This window comes from Bacillus sp. FJAT-49736, assembly GCF_018343615.1.
Lineage (GTDB): Bacteria > Bacillota > Bacilli > Bacillales > Bacillaceae_C > Margalitia.
The window spans coordinates 207,464-223,414 of record NZ_JAGYPI010000001.1; the positions used below are offsets into that span (position 1 = coordinate 207,464).

Annotated in this window: 15 protein-coding genes and 1 riboswitch; of the genes, 11 read left to right on the forward strand and 4 right to left on the reverse strand. The window is 36.8% G+C overall.

What is annotated here, in order from left to right; all coding sequences use genetic code 11:
* Positions 1-5 precede the first annotated feature (5 nt).
* The 6 genes from opp3C (at position 6) to KHA87_RS01120 (ending at position 4,553) form a co-directional block, all read left to right on the forward strand.
* Positions 6-1,037, forward strand: coding sequence for an oligopeptide ABC transporter permease (gene opp3C / locus KHA87_RS01095; protein WP_213094197.1), 1,032 nt, complete (start codon positions 6-8; stop codon positions 1,035-1,037).
* 13 nt (positions 1,038-1,050) lie between these two features.
* Positions 1,051-2,070 carry an ABC transporter ATP-binding protein gene (locus KHA87_RS01100; protein WP_213092279.1) on the forward strand — a complete coding sequence of 340 codons (1,020 nt, stop codon included), beginning with the start codon at positions 1,051-1,053 and terminating at the stop codon, positions 2,068-2,070.
* Complete coding sequence (locus tag KHA87_RS01105) at positions 2,070-3,038, forward strand: ABC transporter ATP-binding protein (protein WP_213092280.1); 969 nt, start codon at positions 2,070-2,072, stop codon at positions 3,036-3,038. The genes KHA87_RS01100 and KHA87_RS01105 overlap by 1 nt, the downstream gene beginning before the upstream one ends.
* A 161-nt stretch (positions 3,039-3,199) precedes the next feature.
* A complete protein-coding gene (locus KHA87_RS01110; protein WP_213092281.1) occupies positions 3,200-3,853 on the forward strand; it encodes a GDSL-type esterase/lipase family protein in 654 nt (217 codons plus the stop codon).
* 115 nt (positions 3,854-3,968) lie between these two features.
* Entirely contained in the window at positions 3,969-4,115 is a 147-nt protein-coding gene (locus KHA87_RS01115) for a YjcZ family sporulation protein (RefSeq protein WP_213092282.1), read from the forward strand.
* A 174-nt stretch (positions 4,116-4,289) separates the two neighbouring features.
* Entirely contained in the window at positions 4,290-4,553 is a 264-nt protein-coding gene (locus tag KHA87_RS01120) for a hypothetical protein (protein WP_249310273.1), read from the forward strand.
* Positions 4,554-4,805: 252 nt separating this feature from the next.
* Here KHA87_RS01120 and KHA87_RS01125 read toward each other — a convergent pair whose 3' ends face one another.
* Entirely contained in the window at positions 4,806-5,918 is a 1,113-nt protein-coding gene (locus KHA87_RS01125; protein ID WP_213092284.1) for a histidine kinase N-terminal domain-containing protein, read from the reverse strand.
* Between the two features lie 213 nt (positions 5,919-6,131).
* A riboswitch (TPP riboswitch) is annotated at positions 6,132-6,235 on the forward strand.
* 149 nt (positions 6,236-6,384) lie between these two features.
* On the opposite strand from KHA87_RS01125, the gene thiT reads away from it, so the two are divergent.
* From thiT to fumC, 4 genes are all read left to right on the forward strand, one after another.
* Positions 6,385-6,969 carry an energy-coupled thiamine transporter ThiT gene (gene thiT / locus KHA87_RS01130; RefSeq protein ID WP_349305544.1) on the forward strand — a complete coding sequence of 195 codons (585 nt, stop codon included), beginning with the start codon at positions 6,385-6,387 and terminating at the stop codon, positions 6,967-6,969.
* Positions 6,970-7,113: 144 nt separating this feature from the next.
* On the forward strand, positions 7,114-9,177 hold the full coding sequence (locus tag KHA87_RS01135; RefSeq protein ID WP_213092285.1) for a PBP1A family penicillin-binding protein: 2,064 nt from the start codon (positions 7,114-7,116) through the stop codon (positions 9,175-9,177).
* 148 nt (positions 9,178-9,325) lie between these two features.
* Positions 9,326-10,597 (forward strand): MFS transporter, encoded by a 1,272-nt coding sequence (locus KHA87_RS01140; protein WP_213092286.1) that lies wholly within the window; start codon positions 9,326-9,328, stop codon positions 10,595-10,597.
* A 340-nt stretch (positions 10,598-10,937) separates the two neighbouring features.
* The gene (gene fumC, locus KHA87_RS01145) at positions 10,938-12,323 is read left to right on the forward strand and encodes a class II fumarate hydratase (protein WP_213092287.1); all 1,386 of its coding nucleotides are present in this window, start codon (positions 10,938-10,940) and stop codon (positions 12,321-12,323) included.
* A gap of 60 nt (positions 12,324-12,383) precedes the next feature.
* Here fumC and KHA87_RS01150 read toward each other — a convergent pair whose 3' ends face one another.
* Entirely contained in the window at positions 12,384-12,590 is a 207-nt protein-coding gene (locus KHA87_RS01150) for an alpha/beta-type small acid-soluble spore protein (protein ID WP_213092288.1), read from the reverse strand.
* Between the two features lie 250 nt (positions 12,591-12,840).
* On the opposite strand from KHA87_RS01150, the gene KHA87_RS01155 reads away from it, so the two are divergent.
* Positions 12,841-13,086: a hypothetical protein gene (locus KHA87_RS01155; RefSeq protein WP_213092289.1), complete on the forward strand. Its 246-nt coding sequence runs from the start codon at positions 12,841-12,843 to the stop codon at positions 13,084-13,086.
* A gap of 329 nt (positions 13,087-13,415) precedes the next feature.
* On the opposite strand, the gene KHA87_RS01160 is transcribed toward KHA87_RS01155, so the two are convergent.
* Both KHA87_RS01160 and KHA87_RS01165 read right to left on the reverse strand, forming a co-directional pair.
* On the reverse strand, positions 13,416-14,516 hold the full coding sequence (locus KHA87_RS01160) for an ABC transporter ATP-binding protein (RefSeq protein ID WP_213092290.1): 1,101 nt from the start codon (positions 14,514-14,516) through the stop codon (positions 13,416-13,418).
* A 103-nt stretch (positions 14,517-14,619) separates the two neighbouring features.
* Positions 14,620-15,534: a PucR family transcriptional regulator gene (locus tag KHA87_RS01165; RefSeq protein WP_213092291.1), complete on the reverse strand. Its 915-nt coding sequence runs from the start codon at positions 15,532-15,534 to the stop codon at positions 14,620-14,622.
* Positions 15,535-15,951 lie beyond the last annotated feature (417 nt).

Sequence of the window (15,951 nt, forward strand, 5' to 3'; positions counted from 1 at the left end):
TCCGAATGAAGCATCCGCAACCATTAGAGAAACAGGTAATCCCAACAGAGATTACGGATGATCTTTTTGTAGCTGCACCCATGGATTTAACGAAGCAAGACGAGATTTCATCTCCGCCGGTAACTTTTTGGAGGGAAGCAATTGGAAGGCTATTAAAAAATAAAGGGTCTGTTTTATCTATTATTATATTAGCTTTAATGATGTTACTGGCACTGCTTGGACCACAATTAAGTGGGTACACCTATAGACAGCAAAATATAGCCCATACGAATTTGCCACCCAAAATATCAGGCTTGGAATGGCTTGGTTTCAATGGAAAGGATGTTCATGGCATTGACCAATACAAAAAAAGAAATATTAAAACAAATCATTGGTTTGGAACTGATGAATTTGGAAGAGATTTGTGGACAAGGGTATGGAAAGGAACGCAAATATCTCTGTTTATTGCTTTAGTAGCGGCATTGCTTGATTTGATTATAGGTGTTTTGTATGGTGGCATTTCTGCCTTTTATGGGGGAAAAATAGATAATTACATGCAAAGAATTATTGAAATACTAGTAGGAATTCCAAATTTAATCGTTATTATTCTCTTTATTCTTATCCTTGAGCCAGGTATACGTTCTATCATACTAGCAATGATCGTAACAGGCTGGGTCTCAATGTCCAGGGTTGTTCGCGGACAAGTTCTTCAGTTAAAGGGTCAGGAATATGTGCTAGCCTCCCGAACATTGGGAGCTTCGAATGGACGATTGATAGGGAAGCATCTTCTTCCCAATTGTTTGGGTCCTATTATCGTTACTATAATGTTCACGATTCCAACCGCTATTTTCTTCGAGGCTTTTTTAAGCTTTATTGGACTTGGTTTGCAAGCACCGCTGGCATCACTTGGTGTTCTCATTGAGGATGGATATAAAGGGATGCGCTTTTTTACATATAAGCTTATCTTCCCTGCGGTTGTGATAAGTGCCATCATGATTAGCTTTAATCTTCTAGGAGATGGTCTTAGAGATGCGCTAGATCCTAAAATGAGAAAATAAAGGAGGATTTTCTTTGAAAGATCCAATCTTAGAAGTGGAAAATTTACATGTATCCTTTCACACTCAGAATGGTGTCGTAAACGCTGTAAGAGGTGTAGATTTTACATTAAATAAAGGAGAAACCTTAGCCATTGTAGGGGAATCAGGTTCAGGCAAATCCGTGACAGCAAAGGCAATCATGAGGTTGCTTCCAAAACAGAATGCAAGGATAACATCCGGAAAAATCAATTATGAGAATAAGAATTTAATAGAAATGCCTATAAAGAAGGTTCAACAAATTCGAGGCTCGGAAATTTCAATGGTATTTCAAGACCCAATGACTGCATTAAATCCTACTATGAAAATCGGAAAGCAAATAATGGAAGGTTTAAAAAAACATCAAGGTCTTACCAACCAACAAGCTAAAACAAAAGCGATTGAAATGCTGAAAATGGTTGGTATTCCTAATGCAGAGGAACGTTTGGATTCTTATCCTCACCAATATTCCGGAGGTATGAGGCAGCGTGTTGTCATTGCCATGGCATTGGCATGCAATCCCAAAATATTAATCGCAGATGAGCCAACAACAGCGTTAGATGTAACGATACAAGCACAAATATTGGAGCTAATGAAGGATTTACAGAAAAAGACAGGTGCTGCTATTATCATTATCACTCATGATCTCGGTGTTGTAGCGAATATGGCGGACCGGGTAGCTGTTATGTATGCGGGTGAAATGGTCGAGATGGGATCAGTAGATGAAATATTTTATAGCCCACAACATCCGTATACAATGGGATTACTGCAATCGATGCCTAAGCTTCATGAAAGCCGAACAAAGCCGTTAATCCCAATTCATGGATCTCCGCCCGATTTGGCTAATATGATTGCAGGATGCCCATTTGCTCCAAGATGTCCTTATACAATGAAGGTTTGTCATTATTTTTCTCCTGTTAAAACGGAGGTGAAAAATGGTCACTCTGTTTCTTGCTGGTTACAAGATCAAAGAACGCCAAAGGATTTGCAGCCTATTGGGATTGGAGGAACCGTCTAATGCGGGAAAGGAAGCCATTAATTGAGGTTGAAAATTTATCGAAGCATTTCTCTATCGGCAAAAACAAAACTCTTTATGCAGTGGATGAATTAAGTTTCACTATCCATAAAGGTGAAACATTGGGGTTAGTAGGGGAATCTGGATGTGGTAAGTCTACCGTAGGGAGGACACTAATTCAGCTTTATACACCTACTTCTGGGCGAATCAAATTTGCGGATGAGGATTTGGCGGATAAAAGAGGAAAAGGGGATAAAAAGTATATTCATAAAAATATGCAAATGATTTATCAGGATCCTTATTCGTCGCTTAATCCGCGAATGACTGTGCTGGAAATAATTTCGGAAGGATTAGTGATACACCATCCTGAAATGAGTTCAAAGGAAAGAAGACAGCGAGTGTTAGAGTTACTGGACCTGGTTGGTCTCAATCAAAATCATGCTAATCGTTACCCGCATGAATTCAGCGGAGGACAAAGACAGAGGGTAGGGATAGCTAGAGCATTAGCAGTAGACCCCCAATTCATCGTAGCGGACGAGCCAATTGCAGCATTGGATGTATCTATCCAAGCGCAAATTGTCAATTTACTTAAAAATTTGCAGGAAGAAAAAGGGTTAACGTATTTGTTTATTGCCCATGATTTATCCATGGTCAAGCATATTAGTGATCGGATTGCAGTAATGTATTTGGGACATATGATGGAGCTAGCGGAAAGCGAGGAATTATACAGCGACCCCCTCCATCCTTATACCCAAGCCCTACTATCTGCTATTCCCTTGCCAGACCCAAAATTAGAAAGGGCACGGGAAAGGATTATTCTTAAAGGGGATGTACCAAACCCCTTAAGTCCGCCAAGTGGATGCAGATTTCGAACAAGATGTCCGAAGGCAATGGATATTTGTTCGAAAGAAACACCAAAATGGTTGGAGGCGAAGAAAAACCATTTTGTAGCATGCCATTTATATTCGTAAACAACATAATAATTAATAGGAGAAGCAATTCGCTTCTCCTTTTTTCTTTCTTCTAGAGATTAATGTTAACCCGCCTATTTTTCAATAACTAAGTGACCACTGTGTGAAAAATGAATACAAATGAATAAGGATACATCATGATATTTGCTGGGGGGGTAGTGATGAGATATCTTGCAATTGGCGATGGGCTGTGCGCCGGAACAGGGGCGTCATTTTTAACGCCTGGTTTTACTTACAGACATGCAAGGATGGCAGAGGATGTTCTGAAAGAGCGAGTATATGTAACCAATGTAGCTCGCTCCACCTATCGTTCTCAAGACATTCTTAAGCTTCTCGAGGAAACGAGAGTGAAGGATTCGATAAAGAGCAGCGGTATTATTGTTCTTTCCGCTGGTCATCAGGATTTTATCGCTGCGATGGATAAATATAATGAGAACAATAATGAAGAAGAGTTTTTTCATTCATTAAAGACTTGCAAAAGTAATATTGATGACATTATTCAAAAAATAAAGGAAGTTAAATTGGAGCAAAAGGATAAATATATGTTATTCATCATAGGTTTGCATAATCCATATCATGACAACCTGATTGCTAAAAAGTGGATTAAAATATTAAACCGTCAAACCGATTGTATGGCAGGGAAGAAGCATATATATGCGGTTAATTTGTATAAGCACTTTAAGGGAAATGAAGACAAGTGGTGTACCAGGGATTTTCTTTATCCTAATAATGAGGGGCATCTAGAAATCGCAAGAAAATTGCACGATTTAGGATATGAGGCAATTCAAGAAGGAGTACATGTTAATGAAAAATAGCTAATAAGCCAATATAAAAAATCAGCAAAAGTCCCATAACGAAAAAGTTCAATAATGAATAGTGTGGGTATGTGAGCATTTTTTATTGAACTCCTTCTTAAGGAGGTGATAATTTATGTGTGGATGCGGCGGATATGGCATGGGATATGGAGGATATCCTGGATATGGCTATGGCGGCGGTTTTGGTGCCGGACGTGGATTCGCGTTAATAGTAGTATTGTTTATTCTTCTTATCATCGTTGGTGCTGCTTATGTATACTAGATAACCAAAGATCCATTCCCTAATATAAAGGAATGGATCTTTTTCTTTTACCATGGAATCAGTTTATAAAATGAGCTCTAGCCCTGTACGATTGTCCATCTCAATTTAATTGTATATCCATACACTAAAGTGTAGGAATTTATTGGAGGTGAACAACGAGTGAATTACTATCATATGTGTCAACGTGGGATTGGTAGACCCGTAGAAATTCGAACAAAAGATGGAAGAATTCATCGGGGAATTATTCATCGTGTAGATAATCGAATGGTCTATTTAAGACCTCTTTCAGGTGCTGGATATGGTGGATATGCATATCCATTCTATGGTGGTTATGGATATCCCTATTGGGGAGGCTGGGGCTGGGGCTGGGGCTTCGGCGCTGGAATTGCACTAGGTGCTATTGGTGCACTCGCCTTTTTGCCTTGGTTTTTCTGGTAAGAAATTCATAGATCAGTATAAACAATGGTGCTCTCCCAAAAAAAATGGGAGAGTAACTTTCATATAGGCTCTTTTCTTAAACTTTGTTGCTGTTTCAGTCAAAACCCATGAACGAACTAGCTTTTGGTAATGGTACACCTCCGAAAAAAGGCACGGAGCTAATTCTATATTAGGATTTATAACAATTACGGAAACCAACACTCTATACGAAAATAGCGGCATATATCATATTATGTATGAACGGTTACTGTACTAACTATTACTTGGTAAAGTTATCCTAAAAACAGTCCAATCATCTGTAGAGCTGCAAGTTAACGTACCTCCATGCTTTTCAATTGTATTCTTGCTAACATACAGTCCTAAGCCAGTCCCTGTTTTCTTTTGCGATACAAATGGTTCAAATATATGTTCTATAAATCCTTCGGGAATCTTAGGTCCATTATTGGCAATTTCTACTGAGATGAATTGTTCTTGTTCTGATAATTCAATGCGAATTACGGGTTCTTTTACATCTAATAAAACATCTATTGCATTAAAAATAATGTTAACGAAGACTTGTTTGATTTCATCATAGTACCCAAGAATATTGTAATCTTGTTTGATTTCTCGCTGTACTTCAACATTAACTTCCAATATACGTGGGTATAAAAAGGATAGAACCTGCTCTATTAATTCATGAAGTGAAATAACGGTCATTTCCTGTTCAATAATTTCTTTTTTTGATAGCATTAGAAATTGCGAGATACTAAACTTTAGCTGCTCAAGCTCATTAGATATGATGTCCAGATAAGGTAAAGTTGGGTAATCCGCTTTCAGCAATTGGACGAAACCGTGAATGGATGTTAGTGGATTGCGAAATTCATGGACAAAACTGGAGGTCATTTGTCCAAGAAGCGTTAATCGGTCATGATGGGTGCTTGTAATATACTCGTTTTTTTCTTTAATAATCATTTCCTGTGTTTCGGAATAATAAAAAACTGCATAGTAAAGAAATTGATCAAACGTGTAGTTTATTTGATCAATAGCCTGCTGCAGCTCTATCCAATCAGTATGAAGCTGATATAAATCCTGGAATATGATGGACCTACCCAGATTAACATTGAAGACAAATTCACCAATATTAATTTTCGCGTAACATCTTTCCTCCACAATCTTTTGTGCTAAAGGCTTTACTAGCTGATCTACTTGATTTTTTGACATCGTTATGGATTGAATAAGGATTCTATACATAGAATCAGCATTGGTACAAATTTCATTTTTAAATAAATCTTCGTCATTAATTAATATCTCACTCTTCCATTTTGCTAAAAAGGTTTCACGGTAATCCTCCAGATAACGAACAAAAACATCTCCTACCGGAATCATTGATTCACCTCCAATTACTTGCATAATGAATGATTGCATACTCATTTTAAATATATCAAAATAATCGAAAACTTTCCAATATTTTAGAAAAATATGCATTTTTTTCTTGTGAATAACCAAGCTTATTGTCGATTTTCAACAACATAAAGAGAAATCTATAAAAATGATTGTCAATTTCATAAATTCATAGTATATTTAAAATGATGAATTGAATATTCCCACAAGGGGAGCCATTTTGGCTGAGAGTGAACGTTAGAGTTCTGACCCTATGAACCTGTTAGATAATGCTAGCGCAGGGACTGTGGTTTGATGGAATGAAGCAATACATGGACTTTCCTTAAAACCGTCCTGTATTGCTTTTTTATTTTATGGCGGCAAGAAATGAGCCTCAAAAAAACAATACATTCTTCAACCTCCCAGTCTGGATATTCAATTGAAATAATGAATGGAGAAGGGGAAGATAATAGTGAATAGAAAGACTTTGTTTCTCGTAGAAGTTGCAGTTTTGGGGGCGCTTGCCTATTTGTTAGACCTAATATCAGGTGTTATTTGTCAAGCAATTTGGCCGGAGGGAGGATCGGTAACATTAGCAATGATTCCTGTTTTTATCATGGCTTATCGCTGGGGTATAAAGGGAGGATTATTAACAGGTTTTCTTTTAGGTTTATTGCAATTTGTAGCCGGATTCCCAAAAATATATACTGTAACACAAGGAATACTTGATTATTTTGTAGCCTTTACTGTTATTGGATTTGCTGGTATATTTGTAAATCAAATTCGGAGTGGATTATCAGCATCCAAAAAAGGAAAGTGGATTACTTATTCTATTATAGGCATTTTTGTTGGCAGTTTATTAAGATTCGCTGTTCATTTTTATACAGGTATAATCTTTTTTGGGTCATATGCACCACCTGGACAGCCAGTTGCCATTTATTCATTCCTATATAATGGCAGCTACATGCTTCCTAGCTTTATACTTAGTGTTATATTAGTAATATTTATTCTTCTGATCTCTCCGAGACTGGTTTTGCGAAAGGTGAATAATGGGTAAAAGGGAAGGGGTTGCCTTTCCTTTTTTTATTGATTTTTTTTGAGTTAAATAATATCCTTTAGCATAGTAATAAAGAAATGTTTATTACGATAAATGGAGTAAAAAAATAGAATATTCCAGACGAATAAGAAGGTAGGGAACAAAATGGAACGGTTACAGCAGTTTTGGACGGCTGTAAAACGGTTATGGAAGAAAGCACATATGAACCAAATAATACTTCTGGCAGCATCACTATTTTTGTTAGGATTTTTAGGCTTCTTTGCCTATTTTGCCAGCACTGTAAATATCGGTTCCTTAAAAAAGGGACTATCCCAATCAACAGCGATATATGATAAAGATGGTGATCTTGCTAGTAAAATATCAGCCAATCGAATAGATGGTGTGGCTATTAAACAAGTACCGACTAACTTAAAAAATGCGGTAGTGTCAATTGAGGATCATCGCTTTTATGAACATAGCGGATTTGATGTTAAAGGAATGACTAGTGCCTTTTTTAAAAATATAGCTGCAGGGGGTGTCACTGCAGGGGGCAGTACTATTACTCAACAATTAACAAAAAATGCACTTCTTTCACCTGAACGAACATATAAAAGAAAAGTGGAAGAACTCTTTTTAGCTGTTAAGATTGAAAAATATTATTCTAAAGACGATATTTTACAAATGTATTTAAACCAAATTTATTTCGGTCATGGTGCATGGGGAGTGCAAAATGCCTCTAGAAAGTACTTTGGAAAAAATGTGGAGAATGTGGATTTAAGTGAGGCAGCTACTTTGGCCGGAATTATTAATGCGCCTTCCGCTTTGGACCCATATCGACATATGGATAAGGCGATAGAACGTCGTAATGTAGTTTTGGGGGCAATGAAAAAATATGGCTACATTACAAAGGAACAATATAATAAAGCAGTAAATGAGAAATTAGTATTGAAGGATGCGGGCGGAGACTCGCTAAAGGGAAAATATCCTTATTATGTGGATGCTGTTTTAGATGAAGCAACCAAACGCTACGGTTTAACTCAAGATGAAATTTTGACTCGAGGCTATCGAATCTATACGGAAATGGATCAAAATATCCAATCAGCACTGGAACGAGTATACAAAAACGATGCAGTATTTCCTGCTGGCCGTGGTGGAGACCTTGTGCAAAGCGGGGGCATTTTACTGGATCCTCATTCAGGAGGTATTAGAGCGTTAGTTGGCGGAAGAGGAGAAAAGGTATTCCGGGGCTTTAATCGGGCAACGCAATTACAAAGGCAGCCGGGTTCTACAATGAAGCCTTTGGCGGTCTATACACCGGCGTTGGAGGAAGGCTATTCGGCAAATTCCTCACTGAAGGATGAGCAAATGACCTTTGGGAATTATGCTCCAAAAAATTATAATGGACAATATCTTGGCGAGGTCCCGATGTATAAAGCAGTGGAGGACTCCATCAACCTACCTGCAGTATGGCTATTAAATGAAATCGGCATTGACAAAGGGATGGATGCAGTCAAAAGATTTGGAATTCCACTTTCGAAAGAGGATAGGAATCTTGGTTTAGCACTCGGGGGATTGCGTAAAGGTGTGTCGCCATTGGAAATGGCCGAAGCTTTTTCCGTCTTTGCTAATGATGGTAAGCGTTACGATGGCCATATTATCAAGAAGATAGTTGGACCTACTGGAAATATAATAAAGGAAAGAAAACCGAAGGAAACAGATGTGACAAGCAAAAAAGTGGCGGATGAAATGACATCCATGCTTTTAAATGTCGTGGAAACGGGAACAGGTAGAGGGGTAAATGTACCAGGCTATACAATTGCAGGTAAAACAGGTTCCACTCAAACATCCTATAGCTCGAGCGGGACAACCGATCAGTGGTTTGTAGGATATACACCTAACATTGTTGGTGCAATATGGATTGGATATGATAAATCCGATTCAACGCATTATTTATCTGGACTTAGCTCACAAGGTGTTGTCCCAATTTTTCAAGCGGTAATGCAAAATACTTTAAAATATACAAAGCCAGGTAAATTTGATGTTCAATCCGTTAATACAATACAAAAGAACAAAGAGAATCAATCCTTAATGGATAAGGCGGAGGAATTTGACAAAAAATTAAGAGAAGGCACCAACAAACTAAAAGACAAGATTGAAAAACAAAAGGGTAAATGGAAAGAATTAGAGGAGCATTTAAAGAAAAAATGGAAAGAATTTAGAGGGCATTAATATTTTAACTCCAAACGATTGTGTTTGGGGTTATTTTATTGGAATAAAATCAGTCCAGAGACCGAGAAGAAACCGTTCACGAGATACTCCCGAATCAACCATTTGCAAAATATAATGAAGATAAATTAAACGAATGAGGTAAAAATAAATGAAAAAAATGATTGAATTATTTAAAAACCCTAGTTTCGTCAAATTATTTTTTGCAAATTTCACTTCACAAATGGGAACGGTTATTGGAATGACGGCTTTCACCTTCTATTTGCTCGACCGTTTTTCAAACCAACCGGGTTATGCTTCCACCGCTGAAATGATGTATTCTCTGCCTACTCTCTTTATCTTTTTTATAGTAGGTGTAGTAGCCGACAGAATGGATCGACAAAAAGTAGCATACTACTGTGATACCATCAGCATTTTTCTCACACTTGCTTTATTTGCGGCAATTTATATTGGGTGGATGCCGCTAGTCTTTGCTGTTCTGTTTTTGCGAAGTGGAGTTCGAAAATTTTTCGCTCCTGCAGAATCAGCTATTTTACAAGGCGTATTGAAAAAAGATGACTATGCTACTGCTGCCGGTCTCAATCAGATGGTATCAAGCATATTTATGCTTTTTGGCGGTGCCTTAGGAATTCTTGCATATAAATTGACTGGAGTATACGGTGCAGTAATAATCGATGCTTGTTCATTCTTCATAAGTGCAATATTAATTAAAGTAAATCGTTTCGATAAAAATGCTATACTTCCTAATGGTAAGCACACATGGAAGGATTTAAATGTTAAGCTTGTATTCAAGGATTTTAAAACAGGTGCTGCTTATATATATAATAATAAACTTTTACGCTCACTAATCATTGGTTTTATTGTATTTGGTGTAGCGAATGGAGGATTTTCCGTAATTCCTATTTTTATACTAAAATATAAGCTCGCACCAAACTCATACGAAGAGTATTCTGTATTAATCGGAATTATTTTTGGATGCGGAGTGTTAATTGGAAGTGTTATAAGTTCAATTTTAGTACAAAAGTATAAATTCCATCATTTAATTATTATCGGTTTATTGATTACTGGCGGTTTTGTTGCTTTATCAGGCTTCGCCACCTCTATTCCGATCTTTCTTGGCCTGACCTTTATATCAGCGCTTGCTTTACCTGTTATCAATGTATCGATAGGAGGCTGGATGCCGAGTATCGTGGATCCGAAATTAATGGGGCGTGTTCAGGGATGGATTGAGCCGTTAATGATGCTATTCCAAACGATTACATTGGCATTTATTGGTGTGGCTTTTCAAAAATTCCTGAGTATAGAAGCCTTATTCTGTATTGTCGGTGGTGCATTAATGCTTCCTGCTTTCTATTATATGATTGTTTTACCAAAGCTGGTAAAAGAGGACAAAATAATAGCAGATCAATCTCCGGCGATGTAATAGTAAGGCTGCTTTCTTATTAAGGGTTCCTTTTTGTAATAGTTATAAATCCTAATTAGACTTAGCTTCGGGGCATCTTTTCTTTAAAAGGATATTATTTTTAACACGTAAGAAATTAAATTGATTTCAATTTCTTTTACAAAAGCTACAAACTTTAAGAAAAGTGCCATGAACAAGCAAGTGAATTTAAGAAAAGAGTCAATAGTAAAGGTAGCTTCCGCTTCGAAGCTGCTTTTTTTAATTTTTAAAAGAATTATGAGAAAATAAACATGAAATAATAGGAATTGGGAAATTAATGAGTAGTAAGTATTTAGAAGATATAAAAAAGGAGGATGTTTGGATGGAATACCGCATTGAAAAAGATACATTAGGGGAAATGAAGGTTCCTGCAGATAAATATTGGGGCGCACAAACACAAAGAAGTAAGGAAAACTTTCCTATTGGCACTGAAAAGATGCCAATCCAGGTGATCCGTGCATTTGCACAGTTGAAGAAAGCTGCTGCCATTGTAAATTACAAGCTAGAAAAGCTGTCACAGGCGAAAAAAGAAGCGATTGTTAAAGCATGTGAAGAGGTATTAGAAGGGAAATTTGATGATCATTTTCCATTAGTGGTTTGGCAAACAGGGAGCGGCACTCAATCCAATATGAATGTGAATGAAGTGGTTGCAAGACGAGCAAATGAGATATTGCAATCAGAACATAGCGATGAAAAAATTCATCCTAATGATGATATTAATATGTCGCAAAGCTCTAATGATACATTTCCAACCGCCATGCATATTGCTGCAATCCATGAACTGCATACAAAATTATACCCATCATTAAAGCAATTAGCGGAAACTCTAACAAAAAAAGAGCAAGCATTTATGAATATTATCAAGATTGGTCGCACCCATTTGCAAGATGCAACTCCATTAACTCTTGGACAAGAGATTAGCGGCTGGAGAGCTATGCTGGAAAAAGCAGAACAAATGATAAAGGAAAGTGCCAATCATATACTGAATTTGGCCATTGGAGGAACTGCGGTTGGAACGGGAATCAATGCGGATCCGAAATTTGGCGATGAAGTAGCAAAACAATTAAGTGAGCAGCTGGGCTACACATTCCGCTCATCCGATAACAAATTTCACGCCTTAACCAGTCATGATGAAATCGTACACGTGCATGGTGCCCTTAAGGGACTTGCAGCAGATTTAATGAAAATTGCCAATGATGTAAGATGGCTTGCAAGTGGACCTAGAAGCGGTATTGGTGAGATCACCATTCCTGCTAATGAGCCGGGAAGCTCTATTATGCCAGGAAAAGTAAATCCCACTCAAAGTGAGGCCCTTACAATGGTTGCCGTTCAAGTGTTTGGAAATGATGCAGCCATCGGATTTGCAGCAAGTCAGGGGAATTTCGAATTAAATGTGTTCAAACCGGTAATCATCTATAACTTTTTACAATCTGTACACTTACTCGCGGATAGTATGAGATCATTTGATGAAAGATGTGCGGTGGGAATTGAGCCCAATAAAGAGGTAATTAATGAAAATGTTAACCGATCATTAATGCTGGTCACCGCTCTTAATCCGCATATTGGCTATGAAAAGGCAGCAGAAATTGCGAAACTAGCTTTTAAAGAAGGAACTACCTTAAAGGGAGCAGCTATCAAGACGGGATATTTATCCGCGGAGCAGTATGAAAAATGGATAGATCCAAGCAAGATGGTAAATTTAAAATAAAATTAATGGGAGACACATTTGAAAGTGTCTCCCATATCCATTACTATATTTGATTTTTTATTATTGATGGAAGCCTCCGCCTAATTGTTGTTCAGCCATTTGAACAAGACGTTTTGTGATTTCTCCTCCAACAGATCCGTTAGCGCGAGAAGTTGTATCTGGACCAAGGTTAACACCAAATTCAGAAGCAATTTCGTACTTCATTTGATCAATTGCTTGTTGAGCTCCAGGAGCTACTAATTGGTTAGAATTGTTGTTACGTGCCATAATTCTGTCATCTCCTCGTTGAATTTTGTTTTGGTTGGGTTAGCTGGAGTTGCACCAGCACACAAAGTAATTTGTGACCATCTATGGTTTAACCCAATGTTGTTTGCCGCTTGTACTAGTATTATGTTTTGTTAAACAAAAAATATACAACAAAAAAAACAGGAAATTTATTCCGTGAAGATTGTGTTTACATGATTAAATGTATGGATATTACACATTATAACTTTAAAAGGTTATATGGGGTGATCCGATGCAATGGTGCGAATTATGTAATGGAGTTTCCGAATCGACGATTGAGTGTATTCAATGTGGACAAGAAATGGAGGATCAAGGCAGAATATATGATTATTTTGATGACTACAGTCCTTATATGGAGATTGATTTAATTAAATTAGCCGATGGTGACCCGATAAGTTCGGAACAACCCATATGTGTTCATTTATTCAAATGTCGGGAATGCGGATTTGATTTGCAAAAAACCATTACAATTCAATAAAGGCTCTTTTCTTAGATTTTATTGCTTTTTCCAATAAAATTTTAAATTACAACCTAGCTCTTGGTCATAGAAGAATATCCTTCGTAAGAAAAGATGCCCTGAGAGTAAGTCCATATTAAAATTTGTAACAATATACGAAAAATAACTATCTATACGAAAACAGACGCCATAAAAAAAGCAATCGGATATTCCCGATTGCATGGAAATAAATATAAGATTACTCATCTTTACAAAAAATCCGTACTTATCAGATTATCGCCTGTAAATAGTAACAAGGTTTAAGAAAAGAGCTATTATCCATAAAAGGATAGAGAATATAATCGGAAAAGTCAGCTTATATTCATTTCTGTTTCTTGATCAAAGAAATGTACTTTGTTCATGTCTAATGCCAGCTCTACCTTATCACCAATTCGAATCTCTGTACGAGAATCAACTCTGGAAATAAAGTCTTGACCTTCAATTTGGGAATAAAGCATTGTTTCTGCCCCTGTTAATTCGGAAACTTCTATATTTGCGACAATTTTAGAGCCAGGTGAAGCATCAAGGAAAATTGGCTCGTCATGGATATCCTCCGGTCTTATACCTAAAACAATATCCTTGCCAACATAACCTTTTTCCCGAAGTACCTTCATCTTTCCGTCAGGCACCGCAATTTGTACTTTGTCGGAAATAATAAAGCTGCCATCTTCAAGCTTACCTTTAAAGAAGTTCATTGCAGGAGAGCCAATAAAACCTGCAACAAACATATTCACAGGGCTATCATATACTTCTTTCGGTGTACCTACCTGCTGGATCACTCCATCTTTCATAATGACGATTCTAGTAGCCATTGTCATCGCTTCTGTTTGGTCATGCGTTACATAAATAGTTGTTGTATCTAATCTTTGATGTAGTTTTACAAGCTCAGCGCGCATTTGTACCCTTAACTTAGCGTCCAAGTTTGAAAGGGGTTCATCCATTAAGAAAACCTTTGCATCACGAACAATGGCACGTCCTAATGCAACTCGCTGACGTTGACCTCCAGATAGAGCCTTTGGCTTTCGGTTTAAATATTCTTCCAAGCCAAGAATACTGGCAGCCTCTTTTACTCTTTTATCAATTTCTGCCTTTGAAACCTTTCTTAGCTTAAGACCGAACGCCATATTATCATAGACGCTCATATGTGGATAAAGTGCATAGTTTTGGAAAACCATCGCAATATCACGATCCTTTGGAGCTACATCATTTACACGCTTATCATCGATGTAGAAGTCTCCATCGGATATTTCCTCTAATCCGGCAATCATACGAAGGGTTGTTGATTTCCCGCATCCGGAAGGGCCGACAAATACAATGAACTCCTTATCTTGAATATGTAGATTAAAGTCTTTTACAGCGGTTACTTTATTATCATACACCTTGTATACATGCTCTAATTTTAACTCTGCCATTTATATACCCCCTTTAGTCTGTTATCATCATTCTAAAGAAAGCCCTTACATTATTAAATGGTCACTTTGCACAAAAATTCAAACTAGTTTTTAGGCATAATTTTTATTCAGGCTCATTCCCTTCGTAATCAAGACAAGCTAAATAAGCTGTGATGGCACCTGAAAAGCTTTTTATATCCACACCTGTTTTCTCTAAAAATTTATCTAATTTATATTGCAGGCTGTTTCGATGCATGAAAAGCTGCTTTGCAGTTTGACTTGTATTAGAATGATTCTCTAAATAAAGTTTAATGGTTTTCTTTAATTCGATGTCTTCCTGAAATACTTCGAATATTCTATTGAACAATAACTTTCTTGAAGTGATGTCTGTATTTTTTAATAAATATGACGGTAAAACGTTGGCGAATGTATGGATTCTTTTATTAGCCTTCTCTTGTAGGGCAAACTGAAATAATCGCTTTTCCAATTCGAATAACCTTTTCAGTGAATAATCCAATTGCCTAAATTGACCAATAAAGAAATGGATTTTAAAATAAAAATCACTTTCAAAGGCTTGTATCGAAGAAGAGAGATCCTGTTCTGAAATAGCAAGAGGATGATTTTTTTCCACAATAATTCCTTCTGTTGGAGAAGTGAATATTTGGGTAACAGGAAGGGAAAAAGTATTTATAAAAGCTTCCTGTAAATCTTTTAATTCAAATTGCTCTTTATACTCGGAAATGGACAACTGGATAATCCGATATTCTTGTCCATCCATTTCCGATGGAGGTTCAGAATCAGAATAAAATAAAAATTGCTGCCATTCCGAAGCCTTTTCCCCAAAAAGTATTCTGGACTGATCCGTTTGTAGAGGAAATATTGTGTTCAAAAGCTGAAGTTCTGATGGTGTCACATCTGCTTTGGGAACGGCTATATATTTTTTTTCGGATTCAATGTAAAAGGAGTAACAATGACTGAAATTTGGTAATGTAGTCTGGACAATGGCATTTGGATAATGCCTTTTTAATTGATTTATCATAATCCATACCTCTATTAATTGTCTTTTGTAAAAAAGGCTCTTTTCATAAAGATTGCTGTTTGAAAGGAAATCCCCTTTTAGAACCGCTTATTAATGATTTTCCTTTTAATGAAAAAATTCCCGAAACTAAGTCTATTATAGGATTAAACACCAATTATGAAAAGGAACATTATATCATAATCAGACTATAAAGATACTTCTATTAAACATTTCGATTTAATAAAATGGATTTTGTTAAAGAACCGGATGGAGCTTTTTAATGGTGTATAGAGACTAAATAACTAGAACATTATTTGATTTGGTCCAATTCTTAGACACTATCAAACATATAAAAGGTAACTTTACGATAACAAAAATGGTTTTAGACAGTTGTTCTATCTCCAATAATACATATTATGGTAAATTTATGAAAACGGA

Bases quoted from the DNA above. Each gene is read 5' to 3' on its own strand.
- KHA87_RS01140 (WP_213092286.1), top strand. From the start codon at position 9,326: ATGAAAAAAATGATTGAATTATTTAAAAACCCTAGTTTCGTCAAATTA.
- KHA87_RS01150 (WP_213092288.1), bottom strand. From the start codon at position 12,590: ATGGCACGTAACAACAATTCTAACCAATTAGTAGCTCCTGGAGCTCAA.
- KHA87_RS01160 (WP_213092290.1), bottom strand. From the start codon at position 14,516: ATGGCAGAGTTAAAATTAGAGCATGTATACAAGGTGTATGATAATAAA.
- KHA87_RS01155 (WP_213092289.1), top strand. From the start codon at position 12,841: ATGCAATGGTGCGAATTATGTAATGGAGTTTCCGAATCGACGATTGAG.
- KHA87_RS01135 (WP_213092285.1), top strand. From the start codon at position 7,114: ATGGAACGGTTACAGCAGTTTTGGACGGCTGTAAAACGGTTATGGAAG.
- KHA87_RS01120 (WP_249310273.1), top strand. From the start codon at position 4,290: ATGTGTCAACGTGGGATTGGTAGACCCGTAGAAATTCGAACAAAAGAT.
- KHA87_RS01165 (WP_213092291.1), bottom strand. From the start codon at position 15,534: ATGATAAATCAATTAAAAAGGCATTATCCAAATGCCATTGTCCAGACT.
- KHA87_RS01115 (WP_213092282.1), top strand. From the start codon at position 3,969: ATGTGTGGATGCGGCGGATATGGCATGGGATATGGAGGATATCCTGGA.
- opp3C (WP_213094197.1), top strand. From the start codon at position 6: ATGAAGCATCCGCAACCATTAGAGAAACAGGTAATCCCAACAGAGATT.
- KHA87_RS01105 (WP_213092280.1), top strand. From the start codon at position 2,070: ATGCGGGAAAGGAAGCCATTAATTGAGGTTGAAAATTTATCGAAGCAT.
- KHA87_RS01125 (WP_213092284.1), bottom strand. From the start codon at position 5,918: ATGATTCCGGTAGGAGATGTTTTTGTTCGTTATCTGGAGGATTACCGT.
- fumC (WP_213092287.1), top strand. From the start codon at position 10,938: ATGGAATACCGCATTGAAAAAGATACATTAGGGGAAATGAAGGTTCCT.
- KHA87_RS01110 (WP_213092281.1), top strand. From the start codon at position 3,200: ATGAGATATCTTGCAATTGGCGATGGGCTGTGCGCCGGAACAGGGGCG.